This window comes from Pseudoduganella sp. R-43 (assembly GCF_049913255.1).
Classification (GTDB): Bacteria; Pseudomonadota; Gammaproteobacteria; order Burkholderiales; family Burkholderiaceae_D; genus Rugamonas.
In genome coordinates, this window is record NZ_CP183988.1 from 3,039,363 (window position 1) to 3,063,497 (window position 24,135).

Below are 24,135 nucleotides of genomic sequence, written 5' to 3' on the forward strand. Positions count from 1 at the left end.
CCATCTTTGCAGACTGCCCGAGGCGCTGCAATTATGAAAATCACCGAGCCGCTGAATGATTTACCGCAAGAGGCGTGCCAGCTGTTCCCGCGACGATTTTGCAGTGCTAGCATCGCCCGGTCTATCAGTCGAAATGAGGAGCATGGAAGGATGAATCACCTGCAACGTATAGGTCTCGCAGCACTGGGCGCGGCCTGCTTTGTCACCACCGCTGCCAGCGCGGCGCCGCGCAAGGTGGTGCTCGATGCGGCGAGGGCGGAGCAGCCGCTTGACCGCTTCTTCGACCTGTCGGTCGGTTCCGATTACCCGGGCACGCTGCGGCGCGACGACAGCATGGCGCAGCTGAAGACCCTGGTGGACGAAACCGGCTTCCGCTACATCCGCTTCCATGCCATCTTCCACGACGTGCTGCAGACCGTGAAAAAGGAGAATGGAAAGCTGGTCTACGACTGGAGCGGCATCGACAAGCTGTACGACGACCTGTTGGCGCGCAAGATCAGGCCTTTCGTCGAACTGGGGTTCACGCCCAAGGCGCTGGCCACATCGAACGCGAAGATCTTCTACTGGGAAGGCAATACCTCGCATCCCGAGCTGAAAGGCTGGCGCGACCTGGTGACGGCGTTCGTCAAGCATTGCCAGCAGCGCTACGGCGAAGCGGAAGTGCGCAGCTGGTTCTTCGAAGTGTGGAATGAGCCGAACCTGGACGGCTTCTGGGAGCACGCCGACCAGAAAGCATACTTCGAGCTGTACGACGTGACCGCAAAGGCGATCAAGGCGATCGATCCGGCCCTGCGTGTGGGCGGCCCTTCCACCGCAGGGGCGGCCTGGGTGCCCGAGTTCCTCGACCATGTTTCGAAGAACGGCGCGGCAGTCGATTTCGTGACCACGCACACCTATGGCGTGGACAGCGGCTTCCTGGACGAGAAGGGCGTGGAGGATACCAAGCTGTCGCCGTCGCCCGACGCCATTATCGGCGACGTGCGCCGCGTGCGCGGGCAGATCGCCGGGTCGAAGTATCCGCAGCTGCCGCTGTATTTCACCGAATGGAGCACCAGCTACAACCCGCGCGACAAGGTGCATGATTCCTACATCGGCGCCGCCTACATCCTGAGCAAGCTGAAAGGAACCAAGGGCCTGGTGCAGGGCATGAGCTACTGGACCTATACCGACCTGTTCGAGGAGCCGGGGCCGCAGAACAAGCCCTTCGAGGGCGGCTTCGGCCTGATGAATCCACAAGGCGTGCGCAAGGCGCCGTACTTCTCGTACAAATACCTGCATGCCTTGAGCGGCAAGGAGATTCCGGTCAAGGATGGCCAGGTGATGGCGGCCACCGACGGCAAGGCGATGCGCGCCGTTGTCTGGGACTTCCAGCAGCCGAAGCAGGACTTGAGCAACCGCTCCTTCTACAGCCGCGTGCAGCCGGCCAAGCCATCGGAACCCGCCGAGGTGCAGTTCCGCCATGCGCAGTCTGGCAAGTACCGCCTGCAGGTGCGCCGTACCGGCTTCAAGGCCAACGATGCCTATACCGCCTACCTGGAAATGGGCGCGCCCGACAAGCTGACAGCGGCGCAGCTCGAACAACTTAACACCCTGACCAAAGACGCGCCCGAGACCGACCGAGTGGTCACGGTCGGCAAGTCAGGTTCTTTCAATTTCAAGGTACCGATGCGCAGCAATGACGTGGTACTGGTGACACTGGAGCCTATTCCCCATGATTGACCTGTCCCGCCGCACACTGCTGGCCACTTCCGTTGCCGCAGCAGCTTCGGCTGCACTCCCTGCCGTGGCGTTCGCGGCTGTTCCCCAGGCCGTGCGCCGCAAACCGCTGGCGCCGACGCCGCCGATGGGCTGGAACAGCTGGAACTCTTTTGCCACCACCATCACCGAAGCCCAGGCCCTGGAAAACGCTCGCATCATGGTGCAGAAACTGCTGCCGTCGGGCTACGACATCTTCACGGTCGATATCCAGTGGTATGAACCGAACGCCAACAGCTATGAATACCGCAAGGACGCCGAGCTGACCATGGACGAATACGGGCGTCTGCTGCCTGCTCCCAACCGCTTCCCGTCGGCGGCGCAGGGCAGGGGCTTCAAGGCCCTGGCCGACCAGATGCACCGCATGGGGCTCAAATTCGGCATCCACGTCATGCGCGGCATCCCGCGCCAGGCGGTGCGCAGGAATACCCCGATCCTCGGCACGCGCTGGCACGCGCAGGATATAGCCGACACCAAGGCTGTCTGCGAATGGAATGGCGACATGTACGGTATCGACATGAGCAAGCCTGGCGCGCAGGAATACTACGACTCGATCTTCAAGCTGTATGCCTCGTGGGGCGTGGATTTCGTGAAGATGGACGACATGTCGCGGCCCTATGACCGCAACTGGCCCGAAGTCGAAGCCGCGCACAAAGCCATCCAGGCTTCCGGGCGCGCCATCACGCTCAGCCTGTCGCCCGGCGAGATGGACCTGCGCTGGGCCGCCCACGTTCCGCACTACGCGCAGATGTGGCGCATTTCGGACGACTTCTGGGATGAATGGAAGCTGCTGAAAGAGCAGTTCCAGCGCCTTGAAAACTGGAATCCGACCATGGCGGAAAATTCCTGGCCCGATGCGGACATGCTGCCCCTCGGCCGGCTGGCGATGAATACGCGCGACACGAAATTCACGCCGGACGAGCAGCAGACGCTGATGACACTCTGGAGTATCGCGCGCTCACCGCTCATCATGGGCGGCGACCTGCGGCACCTGGACGCGCCGACCCTGGCCTTGCTGACCAACCCGGAAGTGCTGGCCGTGAACCAGAAGAGCCGCGACAATCGCCCGCATCGCGCCGACGCCGGCACCCGCATCTGGACCGCCCGGCCGAATGGCTCCGACCGCGCTTGGTACCTGGCCCTGTTCAATACGGAAGATGCCCCGGTGGAGATTGACTTCGACCTGTCCCGCCTGGACCTCGGCGGCAAGAGCGTCGCAGTGCGCGACCTGTGGCGGCGCGCCGATCTCGGGCAGGTGCGGGGTCGTATCCGCCAGGCCTTGGCTCCGCATGCGTCGGTATTCCTGCGCGTGGGTGCCTGATGAAAGCTCCCAGCTTCAAGCTGCTTGCAAGCATAGGTGCAATGGCGCTCGCAGCAGGCGCTCCAGCGCTTGCGGAGGCCGCGGCGCCGGCTTTTGCCGGGATATTCAGCGACCACGCGGTCCTGCAGCGCGGCCAACCGGTTACGGTGTGGGGTAAAGCCGACCCCGGGGCCGTGCTGACGGTACGGCTGGGCAGCCAGGCGGTGCAAGCCAGCGCGGACAGCGCCGGCAAATGGCGCGCCGAAATGCCGGGCATGGAAGCCGGCGGCCCCCATACGCTGAGCGTGAGCTCGAACGGCGGCGGCAGCACCCTGGACGACATCATGATCGGCGATGTCTTCCTGTGCGGCGGCCAGTCGAACATGGAACTGGCGGTGGCCAATGCCACCAATGCGCCGATGGACATTGCGTACTCCGCCAATCCGAACATTCGCTTCGCCAATATCGTGCGCCACAGTTCCGCCGTCCGCGTCGACGATTTCAGTGAAGCCCCGAAGTGGCAGGTGGCGGGACCGCAAAGCACCGGCCAGGCCTCCGCGGTATGTTATTACATGGCGCGCGCGCTGCAGCGCCAGTACAGCGTGCCGGTGGGCTTCGTCAACGCCAGTTGGGGCGGCAGTTCGATCCAGAGCTGGATCAGTGGCCCGTCGATGGGCAAGTTGCCCGCATACCGCCAGGCGCTCGATGTGGTCGCCGCTTACGGAACCGATGTGGCGGCGGGAATGAAGGCCGAGGAGCAGCGCCAGGAGGCGTGGTGGGACAAGGCAGATCCGGCTGCGCGAGCACAGCGCGCGTGGTCCCGGCCCGGCTTTGACGACAGCCGTTGGCCGGCCATGGAAGTGGGGCGGCGCTGGAGCGAGTCCGGCATCGACGCGATCAGCAAGCATCGCGGCGTGGCCTGGTTCCGCACCACGGTCGAACTGGATGCGCGGCAGGCCGGCGCAGTCACGCAGCTGCTGCTTGGGCAGATCGCCACGGCCGACACGACCTGGGTCAACGGCGTGCGGGTCGGCGGATTGACCAACTGGTGGGCGGGGCGCGAATACGCCGTGCCGAAGGGCGTGCTCAAACCCGGCAAGAACGTCATCGCGGTACGGGTGTTGGACGACGATAATGGCGGTGGCCTGGTCAGCCCGCCGGACCAGCGCATGCTGCGCACGGCGGACGGCGCACGGATTCCCCTGCCTTTGCGCTGGAAGTACCAGCTTGGCTCCCACGTGAACGCATCGCAGCCGCCAACGCCGTGGGAGCCGCCGACCAGCCTGACAACCCTGTACAACGGCATGATCGCACCGCTGCAAGGCTACAGGTTCAAGCTGGTGGCGTGGTACCAGGGCGAGGCGAACGCCGGAGCAGCCCAGGAGTACCGCACTTTGCTGCCGCTGCTGTTTGAGGACTGGCGCCGGACGTTTTCCCAGCCGGAGTTGCCATTCCTGGTCGCCCAGCTGACTGCATTCGGATCGGTGTCAACCAGGCCGGGCAATTCGGGGTGGGCCGAGCTGCGTGAAGCGCAATCGGTGGTGGTACGGAACGACCATCACGCAGGGCTGGCAGTCACGTTCGATTATGGCGACCGCTCCGATATTCACCCGGCGCAGAAAAAGATCGTCGGGGAGCGCCTGGCGCGGGCCGCCCGGGCCGTTGCCTATGGCGAGAAGGTTTCGCCAGGCGGACCGGAGGCGGTGTCGGCCAGCCGCAGCGGAGCCGACATCCTGGTGCGCTTCGTCAACACCAATGGCGGCTTGAGGACATACTCCTCCGACACCGCAATCGGCTTTGAAGTGTGCGGGCCGGCGGCGTGCCGGTATGCGCAGGCGACGGCAGAGGGCGACACGGTGCGGCTGAAGGACGCCGCGACCGCTGCCGTGAACAAGGTGCGCTACGCCTGGGCTGATGCGCCTTTCGTCAACCTGTTCAGCGCTGACGATATCCCCGCCAACGCCTTTGAAATGGAGCTCCAATGATGCGCGCCGCACTTCGGGCCGTCCTGCTGCTGTGGGCCGCCGCCGGGACGGCGTCCGCCTGCGCACCGGATGCCCTGGGCACTGCGCGCGTCCTGACGCTCAAGCGCGAACATGCGCGCTACGGGACGGCCCAGTACGGTCCCTTGCCTTTGCAGAAGGGCGAAGTGGTCCTGACCTTCGACGACGGCCCGGTGCCTGGGGCAACCGACAAGGTACTGCAGGCGCTTGCGCAGCAATGTACCCAGGCGACCTTTTTCATGACCGGCGCCAACCTGTCGAAGTATCCGGAACTGGGTTTGCGCGTCGAGCGTGCCGGCCATGCCGTGGCGCTGCACAGCTTTGCCCACCCGTCGCTGAAATCGATGGCCGGCGCCGAACAACTGGCGGATCTTGAATTGGGGACGCAGGCTTTCACGCGCGTATTCGGCCATGTACCTGCGGCATACCGGTTTCCATACCTGGAAGAGACGCCGCCTATCCTGGCTGCCCTCAAGGATCGGGGTGTGACGGTGGCATCGGTCGACCTGGGCATTGATGACTGGGCGCCCAATGACATGCGCGTCGATTCCATGGTGGCGCGGCTGCTGGACCGCCTCAAACAGGCCGGCGGCGGCATCATCCTGATGCATGACGCGAACGGCCCAACGGGCGATGCGCTGCCGGCGATGCTAAAGGCAATCCGTGACAACGGCTACAAGGTCGTGTCGCTGCGCTGGGAAGACAGCGCAGGCTTATCTACTCCTTAAAAAGTGTTCATGAAGATGAAGAAAATGAGTATCCTGGCAGCCCTGGCGGTAACCAGCGGCGCCGCGTTCGCGCTCGAGAGCCCGAACAAGCAACTGGATGTGTCGGTGACCGTCAATCCTGACCAGACCCTGTCGTATACCGTCAAGCGCAACGGCCAGGCAGTGCTGCTGCCATCGCCGCTGGGCCTGACCCTGGCCGGCGAGGATTTTTCGCGCGGCCTCAAGCTGGTGGCGACGTCGCCGGTCAAGCCGGTATCGGAACAATACACGATGGCGGTCGGCAAGCGCGCCGCGATCCGTTACCAGGCCAACGAGCAGGTGTTCTCGCTCGCCAACGCCGCCGGGCGCAAGATGGACGTGGCATTCCGCGTTTCCGACGATGGTTTGGCGTTCCGCTACGTCGTCGCCGATCCGAAAATCGGCGCCAAGCGCTTTGTCAGCGAAGCGACCGGCTTTGCGTTCAGCTCCAAGGCCCGCGCCTTCCTGCAGCCGATGGCGGTGGCCAAGTCCGGATGGGGCAAGACCAATCCGTCGTATGAAGAGCATTACCAGGTCGATATTCCGGTCGGCCAGCCGGCGCCCCTGAAGGCAGGCTGGGTGTTCCCGGCGCTGTTCAGGAGCGGCGATACCTGGGTGGCGCTGACGGAAGCGAACATGGACGGCAGCTTCCACGCCTCGCGCCTGGCCACCGATTCGCCCGGTGGCGTGTACCGCATCGCCGGGCCGACCGCGCCGGAAGTGTTCACCAACGGCCGCCTGCTGGCGGAAACGGGCGGCATCCTGGCTACACCCTGGCGCGTGGTGGCCGTCGGAACGCTCAACACCGTGATGGATTCCACCCTCGGCACCGACCTGGCGGCGCCTGCCGTCCAGCTTGACGCGAAGCTGGTACAGCCCGGGCACGCATCGTGGAGCTGGCCGCTGCTGAAGGACGAAGCTACCGTGTTCGACGTGCAGAAGAAGTTCGTCGACTATGCAGTCGACATGAAGTGGGACTACACCCTGGTCGACGCGGAATGGGACAAGCAGATCGGCTATGACAAGATGGCCGAACTGGTGCGCTACGCCGCCGGCAAGGGAGTGGGTGTGCTGGTCTGGTACAACTCGGCCGGCGCCTGGAACGACGCTCCGCAGACACCGCGCAACAAGCTGCTGACGCCGGAGGCACGAGCCAGAGAGTTTGCCCGCCTGCGCGAAATGGGCATCAAGGGCGTGAAGATCGATTTCTTCGGCGGCGACGGTGTGTCGATGATCCAGTACTACGTCGATATCCTGAAGGATGCGGCCAAGGCGGGCCTGCTGGTGAACTTCCACGGCGCGACCCTGCCGCGCGGCCTGGAGCGCACTTATCCCAACCTGATGACGGCCGAGGCGATCCGCGGCTTCGAGTTCACCACCTTTGACCAGCGCGACGAAGACGCGGTACCGGCCCACGCCGTGAATGCGGCCATGATCCGCAACCTGTTCGACCCGATGGATTTCACGCCGATGGTGTTTGGCGACAAGGCGCAGATCAAGCGGGTCACCCGCAACGGTTTCGAGCTGGCTGAATCGGTGCTGTTCCTGTCGGGTATCCAGCATTTTGCGGAGATCCCGCAAGGCATGGCCGGCGTGCCGGAGTATGTGCGGTCCTTCCTGCGCGACCTGCCGCGCCGCTGGGACGACAGCCGCTTCCTCGCCGGCTATCCCGGTTCGCATGTCGCCGTTGCGCGCAAGTCCGGCGACACCTGGTATGTGGCGGGCATCAATGCCGGCAAGGGTGAACGCAGCGTGGAGCTGGACCTGTCCTTTATCGGGGACCGCAAGGGCGTCATGATTACCGACGGCTTGGGCCAGCGCGAATTCAGCAAGGCCGAACTCAAGGCGGGCAAGGTGCGCGTGACGATCAAACCGCGTGGCGGCTTCGTGGCGGTGTTCCAATGAAACGACGTCTCCTCAGCGTTGCGCTGGCAGGCGCGTTTGCCTTCTCAGCGAATCCGGCCTTGGCTGCCGCACTGCCGCAAAGTGGCCTGGACAAGAACGGCCACCTGCAGGCGGCGCCTGTCGCCGCCCGGGATGGTTTCGCTTATGTGCGCCTGTCGGATGGCGTGCAGTTCAGGGTCGGGGGCGTGACCAAGAACGTGATCTTCTATGGCCCTGCCACGGTGCGCGTGAACGCAAACCTGGGCAGCAACCACTGGACCAGCCCAAGCCTGGTCGTGGTGGGCAAGCCGGGTGGGGCGAGCTTCAAGCTGGAGGAAAGCCCCTCCGCCCTGAGCATCCGGAGCGCCATGCTGCGCATCGACATCGACCGCAAGACCGGCGCCATGAGTTTCATGGACAGCGCCGGGCGGCTCTACACGCGCGAATCGTCACAGCCGCAGTCGATCAAGCCGGTCGAGATCTCCGGCGCGCCGTCGTACGAAGTGGAGAACCGGCTGGTGCTCAAGCCTGACGAGGCGATCTTCGGCTTCGGCTACACCGACAGCGAAAAGGTCAACCGTCGCAACCAGGACCTGCTGCTGGTGCAGACCAACCTCGGCATCATCATTCCGGTCATGATGTCGTCAGAACGCTACGGCATCCTGTGGGACACCTATTCGAAGATGCGTTTCCAGGACGGGCCGGAAGGCGCGCGCCTGTGGGCCGAAAGCGCGCCGGGCGGCGTCGATTACTACTTCATGGGCGGAAGCTCGATGGACGACGTGGTGGGCGAGTACCGGCGGTTGACGGGGGAGGCGCCAATGTATCCCAAACAGGCGTTCGGCCTGTTCATGAGCAAGGAGCGTTACCCCACACAGTCCCGTATCGTCGAAGTCGCGGAGAAGTTCCGCCAGGAGCAGTTCCCCCTCGACTACATCGTGCAGGACTGGCAATACTGGGGCGGCGACAAGGACGGCACCTGGAGCGGCATGGCCTGGGACCCGGTGCGCTTCCCCGACCCGCGCGGCATGACCGACAGCCTGCACAAGCTGCACATGAAGCTGATGGTCTCTATCTGGCCGTCGATCGGCAACGATACGGCGCTGGCGAAGGAACTGGACCAGCACGGCCTGCGCTTCGAGCCGCTGCACTGGATTTCGCGCAAGGCGCGCGTGTACGACGCCTATAGCCCGCTGGGCCGGAAAATCTATTTCAAGCATGCGAAATCCGGCCTGTTCGACAAGGGCGTGGATGCGCTGTGGATGGATGGTACCGAGGTGGAAGTGGGCTCCGCCGCCTGGGACGCGGCGCAGAACGAGGCCGACATCAAATCGCTGGGCAGGAATACCCTGGGCGACTTTTCCCGCTACCTGAACCCGTATACGCTGCTGACCACGCAGGGCACCTATGACGGACAGCGCGCGACCAGCGACAAGCGCGTCTTTACGCTGACGCGGTCGGCATGGGCCGGCGCACAGCGCACGGCCGCGGCCTCCTGGTCGGGCGACATCTTCGCCAATTGGGAAACCTTGCGCAAGCAGGTCAGCGGCGGCCTCAATGTGACCATTACCGGCAATCCTTACTGGACGCAGGATACCGGCGGCTTCTTCGTCAGCCGTGACTATCCGCTCGGCGAAAAAGACCCGGCCTACCGCGAACTGTTCGCGCGCTGGTTCCAGTATGCCGCCTTCAATCCCATCATGCGGGTGCATGGTACCGACATCGAGCGCGAGCCTTATGTGTTCAAGGGCCTCGACCCCGAAGTGTACAAGTCGCTGCTCGATGCGGCGCACCTGCGCTACCGGCTCCTGCCTTATACCTATGGACTGAGTGCAAAGGTCAGCAGCGAACATTACACCCTGATGCGCGCCTTGCCGATGGACTTTGCGGACGACAAGGCGACGTACGGCATCAACGATGCGTTCATGTTCGGACCTTCGCTGCTGGTGCATCCGGTGACGCGGCCGATGTACCGCATCCAGCCGCCGCCGCCGGCAACCATTCCCGCCGAATTCCTGCACACCCCGGATGGACGGCCTGGCCTGGCGGGCCAGTACTTCGAAGGGCGCAACTTCGAGGTGCCGAAAGGGCAGGTGATCGACAAGACCATTGACCACTCGTGGCCCGCGCCGCCGCTGGCCACGATTCCGGCCGGCCTGGCCGGGCTGGACGACTTCTCCGCGCGCTGGAACGGCACGCTGGAAGCCCCGGAGGATGGCGAATACGAGATCGGCGTGGAGGGCGACGACGGCTACCGCCTCTATCTCGACGGCGCGGCTGTGATCGAGCGCTGGGAGAATGGCGGCAAGCGGCTGGCCACCACGCGCGTGGCGCTGCGCAAGGGCCAGCGCGTGAAGCTGGCACTCGAGTATTACCAGGCCACTTCGGACCGCAGCCTGCGCCTCGCGTGGCGCACGCCGAGCGCCATGCGCGCCTTGGCGGCGGACAAGCCGGCAATGGACACGCAGATGCGCACCTACCTGCCGCAGGGGACCGCATGGTATGACTTCTGGACCAACCAGCGCTTAGAAGGCGGCCAGGCGGTGCAGCGGGACACGCCGCTGGACATCCTGCCCCTGTACGTACGCGCCGGCAGCATCGTGCCACTGGGACCGGTCATGCAATACGCCACCGAACAGCCGGCCGCGCCCTACGAAGTCCGGATCTATCCGGGCGCCGACGGCGGCTTTACGCTGTATGAGGACGATAACGAGACCTATGCGTATGAAAAGGGGCAGGCCGCCCGCGTCCCGCTGCGCTGGAACGACAAGGCGAAGACCCTTACCATTGGCGCGCGTATCGGCAGCTATCCGGGCATGGCCCGGCAACGCATCCTGAACCTGGTACTGGCCGGCCCGGATAACGGCAAGGGCATTGCAGCGGCCAAGGCCAGCCGCATGGTGCGCTACACCGGTAAGCCGGTGGTGGTGAAGTTCTAGCGGGGCTGGTAGTGCCACTCGACGCTGTCGGTGGCGCTGCCGGCGGTGACATCGATGCGGTTGCTTCCTTCGGCCAGCCGCAGCTGCCATGTCGCGATGCGGCCGGTCACCGGCTGCGTGCCCATGTCGGCGCCGTTGAGGCGCAGGCTGGCCTTGTCCTGGTTGCTGTACACCTTGACTTCCACGCTGGCCTGCTGGCGTTGCGTGTGGCGCCGGGAAGTGATGTGCGCCATCGGAGCCGCGCTCCAGTTGGCCTGGTACCAGAAATAGGCATCCTTTTTCACGCTGCGGTCGAAGCTGACCAGTCCCTTGTCGTTGAAGCCTGGCGTATCGCCTTCATTGCGGCCCGCCGAGGGGAAGTCGAAGCCGACCCAGATGAAGTTCGCCCACAGCCATGGCCGGGCCTCCAGCTGGCGCCAGGCAGCTTCGTGGTACAGGGCCTGGTACTGCTCCGGGTGCCAGCGCCCGCCAGGCTTGGGCCGCTGTGGCGGGTCCTCCTGCTGCAGTGCGCTGGCCCCGGCGCCGTACTCGCTGACCGACAGCGCGGTGGCGGGCCGTTTGGCGTGATTCCCGTCCAGGAAGGGGCCAAGGTCGGCGAACTCGCCATCGTACCAGCCGAAATAGACGTTCGAGCCCACGGCGTCGGTATGCGAGGCTTGCGGACCATCGATCGGGCCGCAGCAGTTGGCGTAGACAGTCGGGCGGCTCGCGTCTTCCTCGTGGGCCAGGCGCTGCAGCGACGACAGCACGCGGGCGCTGTGCTCGTCGGACTGGTAGATCTCGTTGCCGAGCCCCCACACCATGACCGATGGATGATTGCTGTTCTGCCGCACCAGTTCGCGCAGCTGCTGCTCGCTGCTGGCCAGGAATTCCTTCGAACCGTTGACCGCTGCCGTCAGCGGCAGCTCGGTCCAGACCAGCCATCCGGCACGGTCGGCATGGTCGTAGGCGCGTTGCGAATGCTGGTAATGCGCGTAGCGCAGGCCTGTCACGCCGAGATCGGACAGGATGCGGTAGTCGGCATCGATGTCTTCGTCGCTGGCCGCGATACCCTTGCCGGGCAGGGAAGTCTGGTGCACGTTGACCCCGTGCACGCGGTAGCTGGCGCCGTTCAGCAGCAGGCCGCGCTGCGGGTCGAGCCGGATGTCGCGGATCCCGGCCGGGAACGAGAGCCGGTCGCGCGTGCCGGAGCCGCCTTCCGCTTCGGCCAACTCGGCTTCGCTGGTGTAAAGGTAGGGATCGCGCACGCCTTGCCAGAGATGCGGGGACGGCAGCGCCGCCTGCAGCGCGACCTGCACCGTGCTGTGCGGGGGCAGCAGCACCGGCTGGCGCGCCGAGGCCACTTCCTGCTGGCCGGCGTCGCGCAGGCGTGCGGTGATGACAGCATGCACGGCACGGCCGCTGTCGTTGCGGGCGCGTGCCGTCCACGACAGCGCGGCGCGCTGCCGCGACACGTCGGAAGCCTTGAAATACACGCCGGGGCCGCCGTAGTCGAGCATGTCGAAATGGATAGCGCTGGTCGAGACCAGCCGCACGTTGCGGTACAAGCCGCCGTATAGCGTGTAATCGCCCGCCAGCGGTGCCACGCTGCTGCCGGGTGCGTTGTCGACCCGTACCACGATCTCGTTGCCGCCATCCTGCAGCAGGTCAGTGATATCAAAACGGAAACGCGCGAAGCCGCCGGCATGGCGCCCTGCGGGGCGGCCGTTGACCCAAGCTTCGGTCACCAGCAGGGCGCCGTCGAACTCGAGGTAGTGCCGCTGTTTGTCGCGTGCATGCGACAGTTGCAGCGTGCGGCGGTACCATGCCGGTCCGCGGTAGCCGTCGAAACTGTGCGGCACGGTGACTGCTTGCCAGCCATGGTCGCCGGTCTTGTGGAAAAGCCACTCGCCGTCGAGCGGGATCGTTTGCCGCGCCTGGGCGCTGGCGGCCATTGGCGCCAGCAGCGCTATGCAAAGGCATGTATGGATCGGATTCATAGCGGGGCATTGTCCATGCTGCAGCCGCACACTTCAACTACCCTGCTAGATTTCATTGAACGCGTTGGTATTTTTCACAATTGCGTGCCGCCATGGCGCCTTGCAAAATCCGATGCCATAACGGAGACAAAATGATGACAACCGCATACAAACGCATCGTGGTCGTCGGTGGCGGTTCGGCGGGCTGGATGGCTGCCACGGCGCTGGCGACGGCGCTGCCCGGCAGCAGCGTGGAGCTGGTCGAATCGGAGGAGATCGGCATCGTCGGCGTCGGCGAGGCGACGTTCCCTTCGATCCGCGCCTTCCACCGCATCCTCGGCATCGATGAAGCGCAATTCCTGCGCGCCACCAACGGCACCTTCAAGCTGGGCATCCAATTCTGCGAGTGGCGCGCGGCCGGCGAGCAGTATTTCCACACATTCGGCGATATCGGTGGCCTGGGCGGCCCTCAGTCGCTGTGGGGCCAGTTCCGCCGGGTCGCCGATGCCGGCCTCGGCACGCTCGGCGAACAATGCCTTCCGAGCGTGATGGCCCGCGAAGGCAGGTTCCAGGGCGCTGCGTCGGAACAGGAGCGCCAGTTCAACTACGCCTACCATTTCGATGCCGTGCTGTATGCCAAGTTCCTGCGCAGCCTTGCAATGCAGCGCGGCGTGCACCGCACCGAGGGGCGGATCGTGCACGTCAGCCGGCGCGTCGACGGTGGCATAGAACAGCTCACGCTCGCCGATGGCCGCACGGTGGAAGGCGACCTGTTCATCGATTGCTCCGGCTTCGCCTCGCTGCTGCTTGGGCGTACGCTGGAAGAACCGTTTGTTGACTTCAGCCGCTGGTTGCCGGTGGACCGGGCCTGGGCCTGTCCTTGCGAACGCAGCCGCGCCGCGCTGATGCCCTACACGCGCGCCACCGCGCTGGAAGCCGGCTGGGCGTGGCGCATCCCGCTCAGCAATCGCACGGGGCACGGCCACGTCTTTGCGAGCCGCTACATCGACGAAGAGCGTGCCCGCGAACAGTTGCTGCAGCAACTCGACGGCGCTCCGGTCGCCGAGCCACGTCTGTTGCGCTTCACCACCGGCCACCGCGCGCGCTTCTGGTCGCACAATGTGGTGGCGCTGGGCCTATCCTCGGGCTTCCTGGAACCGCTGGAATCGACCAGCATCTTCCTGGTGCAAAGCGGCCTCGGTCGCCTGATCGAACTGTTGCTGAAAGACGGGCGCCCGGCCGAAACGGCTGTCGCTGCCTACAACACCGGCATGGTGCGCCAGTTCGAGCGCGTGCGCGACTTCATCATCCTGCATTACTGCCTGACAGGACGCCGCGACAGCCAGTTGTGGCGCGACATGGCGAACATGGAGCTGCCCGAAACGCTGGCTTTCAAGGTCCACGCCTGGCGCCAGGCCGGCGTGCTGCACCAGTACGACGAAGAAGGCTTCGACGCCACCAGCTGGCTGGCGATCCATGCCGGCATGGACCATTGGCCGCAGCGCGCCGATCCATCGCTGGGCGACATGCCGCTGGAGGACGCACAGCGCGCCCTGCGCCTGCGGCGCGACAGCATTGCGGCCGCGGTGGCGGCCATGCCAAGCCACGAGGAATATCTCGCCAGCGTGCTGGCGCGCTGAAGGAAAACCCTAAAGGAATCTTGATGAAACGCCGAGACCTGCTGAAACACCTGGGCGCAGCCATGCCTGCGGTCGCGCTGTCGGGAACGGCGCGCGCCGCGGCCGACGCCATTGCGCCGGAGGCCAGCCTGCCGATCGCTGCGGGCCCGTTCAAGCCGGAATGGGATTCGCTCGACAAATACCAGGTACCCGACTGGTTCCGTAATGCCAAATTCGGCATCTGGGCCCACTGGGGACCGCAATGCCAGCCGGAATTCGGCGACTGGTATGGCCGCCTGATGTACGAAAAAGATTCCGACGCCCACAAGCACCATGTGCAGCAATACGGCGACCCGGCGCAAGTTGGCTTCAAGGACATCATCAGGCAGTGGAAAGCCGACAAATGGAATCCCGATGAACTGGTGGCCCTGTACAAGAAGGCCGGCGCCAGGTACTTCGTGGCGCTGGCCAACCATCACGACAACTTCGACCTGTACAGCAGCCGCTACCAGCCGGAGTGGAACTCCACCAGCATCGGTCCGCAGAAAGACCTGATTGCCGGCTGGAGCAAGGCCGCGCGCGCCAACGGGTTGCGTTTCGGCGTCAGCGTGCACGCGGCCCACGCCTGGACATGGTACGAGCCGGCACAGAAATACGACGGCAACCTGACCCGGCTCGACGGCGCGGGCAAGTGGTGGGAGGGGCTGGACCCGCAAGGCCTGTATGCGCAGCGCCATCCGTTGAGCAAAGGCGGCGGCGAAGGCGGCGTATCGGACCAGCAGTGGCATTGGGGCGGCGGGGCCTCGGTACCCGACAAGGCTTATGGTGAAAAGCTCTTCAACCGCACGCGCGACCTGATCGACTCCTACGATCCGGACCTGGTGTATTACGACGATACCGTGCTGCCGCTGTGGCCAGTCAGCGATATCGGACTGCGCCTGGCCGCCCACATGTACAACCGCAGCATCGCCACCAAAGGCAAGTTGGAAGCAGTCGTCAACGGCAAGATCCTCAATGAACAGCAGCGCCGCAGCATGGTGTGGGATATTGAGCGCGGGCAGAGCAACCGCATTGAGGAACTGCCATGGCAGACCTGCACCTGCATCGGCAGCTGGCACTACGACCGCCGCGTCTACGATAACCGTGCTTACAAGAGTGCAAAGTCAGTGCTGCATACCCTGATCGACGTGGTCAGCAAGAACGGCAACCTGCTTCTCAGCGTGCCGGTGCGCGGCGACGGCACCATCGACAGCCGGGAGCGTGCCATCGTCGAGGAAGTAGGGCGCTGGATGGCAAAGAATGGCGAAGCGATTTACGACACCCGTCCCTGGGCCGTGTTTGGCGAAGGCCCGGTGATGGAGGAAGCGGCGGCGCCGATGTCGGGCGCCGGCTTCAACGAGGGCAAAGGCAAGCCGTTTTCCGCCGCCGATATCCGCTTTACCGCGAAAGGCGATGCGGTGTACGCGTTTGTCATGGGCTGGCCGCAGGATGGCAAGCTGACCATCAAATCCTTGCGCAGCGCCACGCCGCACCTGACCAGACGTATCGCGCGCGTCGAGCTGGTAAGCAGCGGACGGCCGCTGGCGTTTCGCCAGTCTGCGGACGGCCTGCATGTGACGCTGCCCGCGCACCAGCCGGCGCTTGGCTACGCCAATGCGCTGAAAATTACCTGAGCGTGCGGCCTTGCGTTTTTTTCGTTTGTTGTATTGGTGATTTTCGCAATTGCCGCTGCTTAGGACGAAAGGCAGAATGGTTTCATCGCAGAAGCGAGACAAAAAAATCAGATAGAGAGACAGTCCATGACCATCAAAATTCTTGCCGCGCACAGCGGCGAAATCGCAAGCGCCGCTTAGGCGCAGCGCGGGCGCCGGGCCAATCCCGCCTGGCATCCCACAGCAAAGCGCAGTCCACGGACAGACACGGTCGCGTGCTCGCGCAAATGAGCAAGCCGTCATTACACTTATAAGTTAGAACGAGAGGATTCAGAGTGAAACACTTGAAGAAGACAGCGATCGCCGTGGGGGCGGCACAAATCGCCTTGCTGGCAGCCGGTGGCGCCTTCGCGCAGACCGCATCGGAAAGCAAGGATAGTTCGAACACCGTGGTGGTGGTCGGCCAACGCGCAGCACTGGAGTCGGCACAGAAACGCAAGCAGGACGCCGAGGAGATCGTCGACTCGATCGTGGCCGACGACATGGGCAAGCTGCCGGACAAGTCGGTAACCGAGGTGCTGCAGCGCATGCCGGGCGTCACCATCGACCGCACCATGAACCGCCAGGACCCGCAGCAGGGCGTGGGCGACGGCATCATGCGCTTCGCCGCCGAAGGCACCGGCGTGTCGATCCGCGGCATGAGCTATGTGCGGTCCGAGCTGAACGGCCGCGACTCCTTCTCCGCCAACGGCGGCCGTTCGCTGAGCTTCGAAGACGTGCCGCCGGAACTGATGGCCGGCGTGGACGTCTACAAGAGCCCTTCCGCAGAGCAGATCGAAGGCGCCGTGGGCGGCCTGGTCAACCTGCGTACGGCCATGCCTTTCGACTTCAAGGGCTTCAAGGGCGCCGTCTCGGCGGAAGCCTCGCGTTCCAAGCTGCGCGGCGAGACCGCGCCATCGTACTCCGGCATGGTGTCGAACCGCTGGGATACCAGCTTCGGCCAGTTCGGCGCCCTGATCGACGTGGCGCGTTCGCAGATCAAGACCCGCAGCGACGGCATGTCCGTCTCGCCATTCATCCCTCGCACCGATGCCGTCTCGGGCGACAACAGCGGCGCGCTGCGCTGGATTCCGAACGGCGGTTCCTGGAACCGCGGTAACTTCGACCGCGACCGCGAGGGCTTGTATGGCGCCTTGCAGTGGAAAAAGGATACCCTGTCTTCTTCCCTGACGTACTTCCGTTCGAAGTATGAGCTGGACTCCACGGAAGCATCGCTGTTCCAGACTGCCAATCCGGCGACCATCGTGCTCGACCCTGGCGCAACCTTCGACGACAGGGGCGCCCTGTTGACCGGCACCCTGCGCGCACCGACCGAACCTGGCGTAGGATTCGGCACCAACACCCGTGCCGTCGGCCGTGCAGCCGATACCCGCGACGTGGCCTGGAACCTGACCTGGCGCGCCAGCGACCGCTGGGTGTTCAAGACCGACCTGCAGCACATCAAGGCAAAGACCGACGGCTTCGACAACACCGTCGGCCTGGGCGGCTACATGCCGAAGGAAACGCTGGACCTGCGCAGCTCGCCGCCGCAGTTCGGCTTCGACGCCGCGGATCGTGCCCACCTTGCCAATCCGGCCAACTACTACTGGGGCTTCGCCCAGGAGCACCGCGATGAGGCCGAGGCGACCCAGACCGCAGGCCGCCTGGACGCCAAATTCATCTTCGACAGCCCGGTGCTGCAGGACCTGCGCTTCGGCGTACGCTTCACCGACCGCGAGGCGGAAACCCGTTCGACGCACGATTCCGAATGGGCGCAGATCACGCAGCCCTGGGCAGTCGGCGATTCGTGGCAGCCACTGAGCCAGCTGGCCTACCTGAGCGACCCGCGTTTCGCCGGCGGCACCACGCCTGTCTCGTTCGGCAATTTCTTTGGCGGCAAAATGCCGACGCCACCGCAGTTCGTAGCGCCTGACCTGTCCTGGTCCTTGGGCTCGCCGCCCGGCGGCTTTGCCAAGCTGCATAGCTACACCGACATGGTCTGCAAATCTTCCCCTTGCTCGCAACACTGGACGCCTGCCAAGTTCGGTGACGACAAAGGCCTGAACGTACAGCGCGAACGCACCAAGTCGGCATATGGCCAGCTGCGCTTCGGCTCGGATAGCTGGCTGCCGTACCCGGTAGACGGCAACGTCGGCGTGCGCGTGGTGCGCACCGATATGTCTGCCGATGGCTATACGCTGTTCACCCCGCCGACCAATCCGATGCCGGGCGTGCCGATCATTCCGGCGCAGGCCGACAAGCAGACGTTCAACAACAGCTACACCAACGTGCTGCCAAGCCTGAACCTGCGCCTGAAGCCAAGCAATGAACTGCAGTTCCGCGCCGCCTTCTCGAAAGGGATCACGCGTCCGGACTTCTACCAGATGCAGGCCTACACGACCCTGAGCCAGGACGTGAAGACGCACCAGGATCCGGTGACCAATCAGGCGGTGCTCGATTCGATCAGTTATAAGGGCGATGCGCGCGGCAACCCGAACCTGCGCCCGGTGCGCGCGAACAATTTCGACCTGACCGGCGAGTACTACTTCGGCAAGAGCAGCTCGCTCACGGTGGCGCTGTTCAACAAGAAGCTGAAAGACGTCATCATCGGCCGCACTTCGACCTATACGCTGACCGACACCGCCGGCCAGCCGCACGACTTCCTGATCCGTTCGCAGGTCAACGACGCATCGGGACGTGCACGCGGCGTGGAAATCGGCTACCAGCAGTACTTCGACAAGCTGCCTGGCCTGCTGTCCGGCTTCGGCATCTCGGGCAACTACACGTACATCGACAGCGTCATGAAACTGGGGCACCCGGTGACCAGCACCTGGTGTACGCCGAAAGACACGCTGGACGCCAACCTGGCGCGCGACCTGGCCGGTTGCGATACGGACGGCCACGTATTGGGCGGCCTGCCGATGGTGGGCATGTCGAAGAATGCGTACAACCTGGCTTTGCTGTATGACCACGGCCCGCTGTCGGCGCGTCTCGCATACTCCTGGCGCGGCAAATACCTGCAGGCGGCCAACGCCTACGGTACGGCCGACGGTTCCGGTATCGACCGCAATCCGGACAGCCCGAACAAGGGCCAGGCCTACTCGGTGAACTTTGCGCTGCCAACCTGGGGCGGTGCTTACGGCCAGCTTGACATGGGCCTGCACTACAAAGTGACGGAGAACCTGAGCTTTGCGTTCGAGGCGCAGAACCTGAACAACGCGCTGTACAAGCAGTATATGCAGCAAGGCATTGGCCTGATGGACCGCTCCGCGTTCTACACCGGCCGCCGCTACACGCTGCAGGCGCGCTACTCGTTCTAAGAAGTACCGGCAGCACACCCGCACGACGTGCTGCCGTTTTCACCTCATGGACAACCGCATGAAGAATTCCCCAAGCCGCCACCTGGCGGCGTTTTGCCTGTCGGCCCTGCTGGTGGCGCACGCCGTTGCCGGCCCGGCGCCGATTCCCCAGCTGCTGCACAACGACGGTCGCTATGCGCTGATGGTTGACGGCAAGCCGTTCACCGTGCTGGGTGTCCAGGCGCACAACTCCAGCAATTATCCCGCGGCGCTAGGCCAGGTCTGGGCCGCAGTCAAGGACGCTAACGCCAATACGCTGGAAATCCCGGTGGCCTGGGAGCAGTTGGAGCCGGTCGAAGGCAAGTTCGACTTCAGCTTTGTCGACACGCTGGTGGCGCAGGCGCGCCAACACAAGGTCCGCCTGGTGCTGCTGTGGTTTGGCACCTGGAAGAACACCGGGCCGCAGTACACGCCGGAATGGGTGAAGTTCGACAATCAGCGCTTTCCGCGCATGCTCGGCAAGGATGGCAAAGGCATCTACTGCCTTTCGCCGTTCGGCGAACAGACACTGAAGGCCGACGCCAAGGCGTTCACCGCGCTGATGGCGCACCTGAAGAAAATCGACTCCGCACAGCGCACGGTGATCATGGTGCAGGTCGAGAACGAGGTGGGAACCTACGGCACGGTGCGCGACTTCGGAGCGAAGGCCGAAGCGGCGTTCCACCAGGCGGTGCCGGCCGCAGTCCTGGCCCGCAAGAAGCCCCCGGTTGCCGGTGCGGCCAGCGGCAGCTGGGCGGAAGTCTACGGGCCGTATGCGGACGAATACTTCCATGCGTACGCGGTAGCCAGCTATATCGAAACGGTCGCCAGGGCAGGGCGCGCGGTGTATGACTTGCCGATGTACGTCAACAATGCCTTGCGCGACCCGCTGGAGCCGATGGCGCCCTGGAAGGGGAATTTCGCCAGTGGTGGCCCAACCCATGACGTGATCGATATCTACAAGGCGGCCGCGCCGCACATCGACATTGCGGCGCCTGATATTTACCTGCCGGAGTCGGGCAAGGTCGATGCTACGCTGCAGCAGTTCCAGCGCCCGGACAACGCCCTGTTCGTGCCGGAGATGGGCAATGCGGCGGGCTATGCGCGCTACGTGTACCAGATTCTTGGGCGCGGCGCGATAGGCGTTGCACCGTTTGGCATCGATTACGCGGATTACAGCAACTACCCCCTGGGGTCAAAGCTGAAAGACAAGGCGATGGCGGAGCCCTTTGGCAAGATCTATGCTGCTTTCCGCCCTGTGGCGCGCCAGTGGGCGCAATGGTCGCTGGAGGGCCGCACTTACGGCATCGCGGAAGGGGACGACCGCAAGCCGCAATCGATCGTGGCCGGCGCCTGGAAGATCACCGCAAAGTTCCGCGAATGGCAATTCGGCAATGCCAACAAGGACGACCTGCCGCCCGGCACGGAGGCGCCCAATGGCGGCGCTGCGTTGGCCCAGGTGGGCGACGATGAATTTATCGTGGTCGGGCAGAACATCCGCCTGGGTTTCGAGCACAACGCGGGCAAGCCGTCGATGTACGCACGCGTGGAAGAAGGTCACTTCGACGCCGATGGAAAATGGGTCATGGAGCGCAACTGGAACGGCGACCAGACCGACTGGGGCATCAACCTGACGGCCCGCCCGACCGTCATGAAGATCAGGATGGGAACCTATGTCCAATAACGCAATCCGCAAGATCGTGATCGTCGGCGGCGGCACCGCCGGCTGGATGACGGCCGCGCCGCTGGCGCTCAAGCTGGGCAAGTCGTGCGAGGTGGTGCTGGTGGAGTCGCCCGAGATCGGCACGGTCGGCGTCGGCGAAGCGACCTTGCCGACCATCCGCTACTTCAACCAGGCGCTTGGCCTGGACAACGCCGATTTCGTCAGGAAAACGCAGGCGACCTTCAAGCTTGGCATCGAATTCAAGGACTGGGGCCATGTGGGCAACCGCTTCTTCCACGGCTTTGGCGATTTCGGCCCGGCGATCGAAAATCGCTCGCCGGTGCAATACTGGTTGCGGCTGGCGCGCGAAAACAAGGACATGCCTTCCTATGAGGAGTGGTCGACGTCGACGGCCATGGCACGCAACAACCGTTTCATGCTGCCGTACGGCGACCAGCCCGCGGTCACCAATGCCTTCTCCTACGCATTCCATTTTGACGCCAGTCTGTATGCGGCCTACCTGCGCGACTATGCGACGCAGCGCGGCGTGCGCCGCATCGAAGGCATGATCACGGAAGTCGAACAGCACCCGGAGTCCGGTTTCATCACTGCGGTGAAACTGAAGGACGGGCAACGGGTGGAGGGCGACCTGTTCATCGACTGTTCGGGCTTCCGCGGCCTGCTGATCGAAGGCGTCTACAAGGCAGGCTACGACGACTGGAGCGCCATGCTGCCGTGTAACAGCGCGCAAGCCGTGCCGTGCGAAAGGTCCGATCCGCTGGTGGCTTACACCCTGTCGACCGCGCGCAGCGCCGGCTGGACCTGGCGCATTCCGCTGCAGCACCGCACCGGCAATGGCCATGTGTACTGCAGCGGCTTCACCAGCGACGAAGAAGCCGGCCAGGTACTAATGGATGGACTGGACGGCCGCGTGCTGGATACGCCTCGCCAGCTGCGCTTTACCACCGGCCGCCGCCGCAAATCATGGATCAAGAACTGCGTGGCGATCGGTTTGTCGAGCGGCTTCCTTGAGCCGCTTGAGTCGACCAGCATCAACATCATCGAAAACTCGGTCGGCTGGCTGCTGCAGTACTTCCCCGACCGCGACTTTAGCCCGGCCCTGGCCAATGAGTTCAACCGGCTTGTGTCGCAGCGCTACGAGTTCGTGCGCGACTTCATCATCCTGCATTACAAGGTCACGGACCGCAACGACTCCGAATTCTGGCGCTATTGTGCCGGCATGCCGATCCCCGATACGCTGCAGCACCAGATCGAGCTGTTCCGCGAGACGGGCCGCATCGTCATATTTGATCCGGAGGGATTCTCGGTGCCATCGCACGTTTCCATCTTGATGGGACTTGGCGTCGTGCCCAAAAAGATCGATCCGCTGATCGACCTGATGGACCTGGGGCAGCTACAGGAGCATTTCTCCAGGGTGCGCGAAACCATCGGGCGCGCCGTCGGCGCAATGCCGGAACACGCCCGGTTCTTCGAGACCCCGTAGTCAGTAGGTGCCCAGCCTGGCCTTGAGGATTGTGACGCGGTCGGTCAGGTTCAAGCCATAGTCGGTCTGGTCACCGTTCCAGTTGCGCTCCATGATCCATTTGCCGTTGGCATCGAAACGTCCTTCCTCGACGCGGGCCCACAGCGACGGCTTGCCTTCGTTGCTGCCGGTGCCTTCGATCTTCACGCGCGCGTGCTGGCCGACGATGATGAATTCGTTATCGCCGATCTGGGCAATGGAGACGCCGCCGCTCGGTGTTTCGGTGCCGGCCGGGTAATCCTTCATGTCCGGCTTCCATGAGCGATCGCCGAGTTGCCATTCGCGGAACGATACCGTCGCCTTCCAATTTTTCATATTCACGGTCTGGGACTTGCGGTCGTCTCCTTCGGCAACGCCGTAGGTGCGGCCCTCAAATGCCCATTTTGCCCATTGGCGCTCCATCGGCCGGAACGCCGCGTAGACCTTGCCGAAAGGTTCGGCCATCGACTTGTCGGTATCCTTCGATCCAAGCGGGAAATTGGTGTAGTCGAAGTAGTCGACGCCAAATGGCGCGATGCCCAGCGCGCCGCGGCCCAGCACCTGGTAGACATAGCGCGCAAAGGGTTTTGCGTTGCCCATCTCCGGCACCAGCAGGGCATTGTCGGGGCGCTGGAACAGTTCGAGATTGGCGCTGAACTTGTTCGACTCCGACATGTAGATATCCGGCGCGGCGAGATCGATATGCGGCGCCGCAGCCTTGTAGATGTCGATCACGTCGAACGCTGGACCGCCGGAGATGAAATTGTTCTGCCATGGCGCCATCAGCGCGAGCGGGTCGCGCAGCGCGCTGTTGACGTACATCGGCAAGTTGTAGACGGCGCGGCCGGCCTTCGCGACTTCCTCGATATAGCTGGCGATGGCCCATGCATGGAAGTATTCCTCGGCATAGGGGCCGTAGACCTCGGTCCAGGTGCCGCTGGCGGCGCCAGGCACTGGCGACTTCTTGTGGGCCAGCACCGCAGGCGGCACTGCCTGATGGAAGGCTGCTTCGGCTTTTGCGCCGAAGTCGCGTACCGCGCCGATGGTGCCGACTTCGTTTTGTACCTGCACCATGATCACGGTGCGCTGTTCCTCGTCGACGGCTTTCAGGTGCTTCATCAGGGCGGTGAAAGCCTTCTTGTCGGCCTTCAGTGTTTCCTCCCCAAAGGGCGACATGCAATAGATGGATTTGCCGTCCTTGCCGACCATGCGCGGGAAACGTTGGTTGTTGAACTTCACCCATTCGGGGGCGTAGTTCGGATTGGTGTTCTTCCAGGTCGCGAACCACAGCAGCACCACACGCACCTTGTTTTCGCGCGCCTGCTTCAGCAGCGTGTCGACGTAGCTGAAATCGAACTTGCCTTCCTCGGGCTCGACCTGTTCCCATGCGACCGGGATTTCCAGCGTATTGGCGTGGACGTCCTTGACCGCGGCCCACACTTGCTTGAGCGCGTCCGGGTAGTTGCTGGAGTTGTGCGCCTGTACGCCAAGCAGGAGGTAGGGAGCTCCATCGACCATCAAGGCGTGCCGGCCGTCCTTCTTCACCAGTTCGGGAATCGGTGCGGCGGCCGTAGCGGCGCCTGCCCAAGCGGCAATGCAAAGTGCCGCGAGCGCGCGGCGGGTAGTCTTCTTCATTCAGTCTCCACTTTTGTTTGCAAGATTGTTAGCGGTACCATATGCTAGCGAATCGGTTCCGCCTCCTGTATGCCAATTGTCG

General features: G+C 64.0%; 13 protein-coding genes. 11 read left to right on the top strand and 2 right to left on the bottom strand.

Annotated elements, in window-relative coordinates; genetic code table 11:
* Positions 1-150: 150 nt before the first annotated feature.
* From ACN9M3_RS14005 to ACN9M3_RS14030, 6 genes are read left to right on the top strand one after another with little or no spacing between them, the layout of a single operon-like run.
* Positions 151-1,719, top strand: a complete 1,569-nt coding sequence (locus ACN9M3_RS14005) for a GH39 family glycosyl hydrolase (RefSeq protein WP_426323201.1) — start codon at positions 151-153, stop codon at positions 1,717-1,719.
* Positions 1,712-3,076 carry a glycoside hydrolase family 27 protein gene (locus ACN9M3_RS14010; RefSeq protein WP_426323203.1) on the top strand — a complete coding sequence of 455 codons (1,365 nt, stop codon included), beginning with the start codon at positions 1,712-1,714 and terminating at the stop codon, positions 3,074-3,076. The genes ACN9M3_RS14005 and ACN9M3_RS14010 overlap by 8 nt, the downstream gene beginning before the upstream one ends.
* A complete protein-coding gene (locus ACN9M3_RS14015; RefSeq protein ID WP_426323205.1) occupies positions 3,076-5,040 on the top strand; it encodes a sialate O-acetylesterase in 1,965 nt (654 codons plus the stop codon). The genes ACN9M3_RS14010 and ACN9M3_RS14015 overlap by 1 nt, the downstream gene beginning before the upstream one ends.
* Entirely contained in the window at positions 5,037-5,786 is a 750-nt protein-coding gene (locus ACN9M3_RS14020; RefSeq protein ID WP_426323207.1) for a polysaccharide deacetylase family protein, read from the top strand. The genes ACN9M3_RS14015 and ACN9M3_RS14020 overlap by 4 nt, the downstream gene beginning before the upstream one ends.
* A 9-nt stretch (positions 5,787-5,795) precedes the next feature.
* Positions 5,796-7,709, top strand: a complete 1,914-nt coding sequence (locus ACN9M3_RS14025) for a glycoside hydrolase family 97 catalytic domain-containing protein (protein WP_426323209.1) — start codon at positions 5,796-5,798, stop codon at positions 7,707-7,709.
* A complete protein-coding gene (locus ACN9M3_RS14030) occupies positions 7,706-10,627 on the top strand; it encodes a TIM-barrel domain-containing protein (protein ID WP_426323211.1) in 2,922 nt (973 codons plus the stop codon). The genes ACN9M3_RS14025 and ACN9M3_RS14030 overlap by 4 nt, the downstream gene beginning before the upstream one ends.
* Here the strand turns inward: ACN9M3_RS14030 and ACN9M3_RS14035 are convergent.
* Positions 10,624-12,606 (bottom strand): glycoside hydrolase family 2 TIM barrel-domain containing protein, encoded by a 1,983-nt coding sequence (locus ACN9M3_RS14035; RefSeq protein WP_426323213.1) that lies wholly within the window; start codon positions 12,604-12,606, stop codon positions 10,624-10,626. The two genes, ACN9M3_RS14030 and ACN9M3_RS14035, sit on opposite strands and share 4 nt — an antisense overlap.
* A gap of 131 nt (positions 12,607-12,737) precedes the next feature.
* On the opposite strand from ACN9M3_RS14035, the gene ACN9M3_RS14040 reads away from it, so the two are divergent.
* The 5 genes from ACN9M3_RS14040 to ACN9M3_RS14060 all read left to right on the top strand — a co-directional run bounded on the left by ACN9M3_RS14040 (position 12,738) and on the right by ACN9M3_RS14060 (position 22,400).
* On the top strand, positions 12,738-14,225 hold the full coding sequence (locus ACN9M3_RS14040; protein WP_426171590.1) for a tryptophan halogenase family protein: 1,488 nt from the start codon (positions 12,738-12,740) through the stop codon (positions 14,223-14,225).
* A gap of 23 nt (positions 14,226-14,248) precedes the next feature.
* Positions 14,249-15,877: an alpha-L-fucosidase gene (locus ACN9M3_RS14045; RefSeq protein ID WP_426171591.1), complete on the top strand. Its 1,629-nt coding sequence runs from the start codon at positions 14,249-14,251 to the stop codon at positions 15,875-15,877.
* Positions 15,878-16,191: 314 nt separating this feature from the next.
* Positions 16,192-19,215: a TonB-dependent receptor gene (locus ACN9M3_RS14050; protein WP_426323215.1), complete on the top strand. Its 3,024-nt coding sequence runs from the start codon at positions 16,192-16,194 to the stop codon at positions 19,213-19,215.
* Positions 19,216-19,273: 58 nt separating this feature from the next.
* On the top strand, positions 19,274-20,917 hold the full coding sequence (locus ACN9M3_RS14055; protein WP_426323217.1) for a DUF5597 domain-containing protein: 1,644 nt from the start codon (positions 19,274-19,276) through the stop codon (positions 20,915-20,917).
* Entirely contained in the window at positions 20,907-22,400 is a 1,494-nt protein-coding gene (locus tag ACN9M3_RS14060; protein WP_426323219.1) for a tryptophan halogenase family protein, read from the top strand. The genes ACN9M3_RS14055 and ACN9M3_RS14060 overlap by 11 nt, the downstream gene beginning before the upstream one ends.
* On the opposite strand, the gene ACN9M3_RS14065 is transcribed toward ACN9M3_RS14060, so the two are convergent.
* Positions 22,401-24,053: a DUF5597 domain-containing protein gene (locus ACN9M3_RS14065; protein WP_426323221.1), complete on the bottom strand. Its 1,653-nt coding sequence runs from the start codon at positions 24,051-24,053 to the stop codon at positions 22,401-22,403.
* Positions 24,054-24,135: the final 82 nt, after the last annotated feature.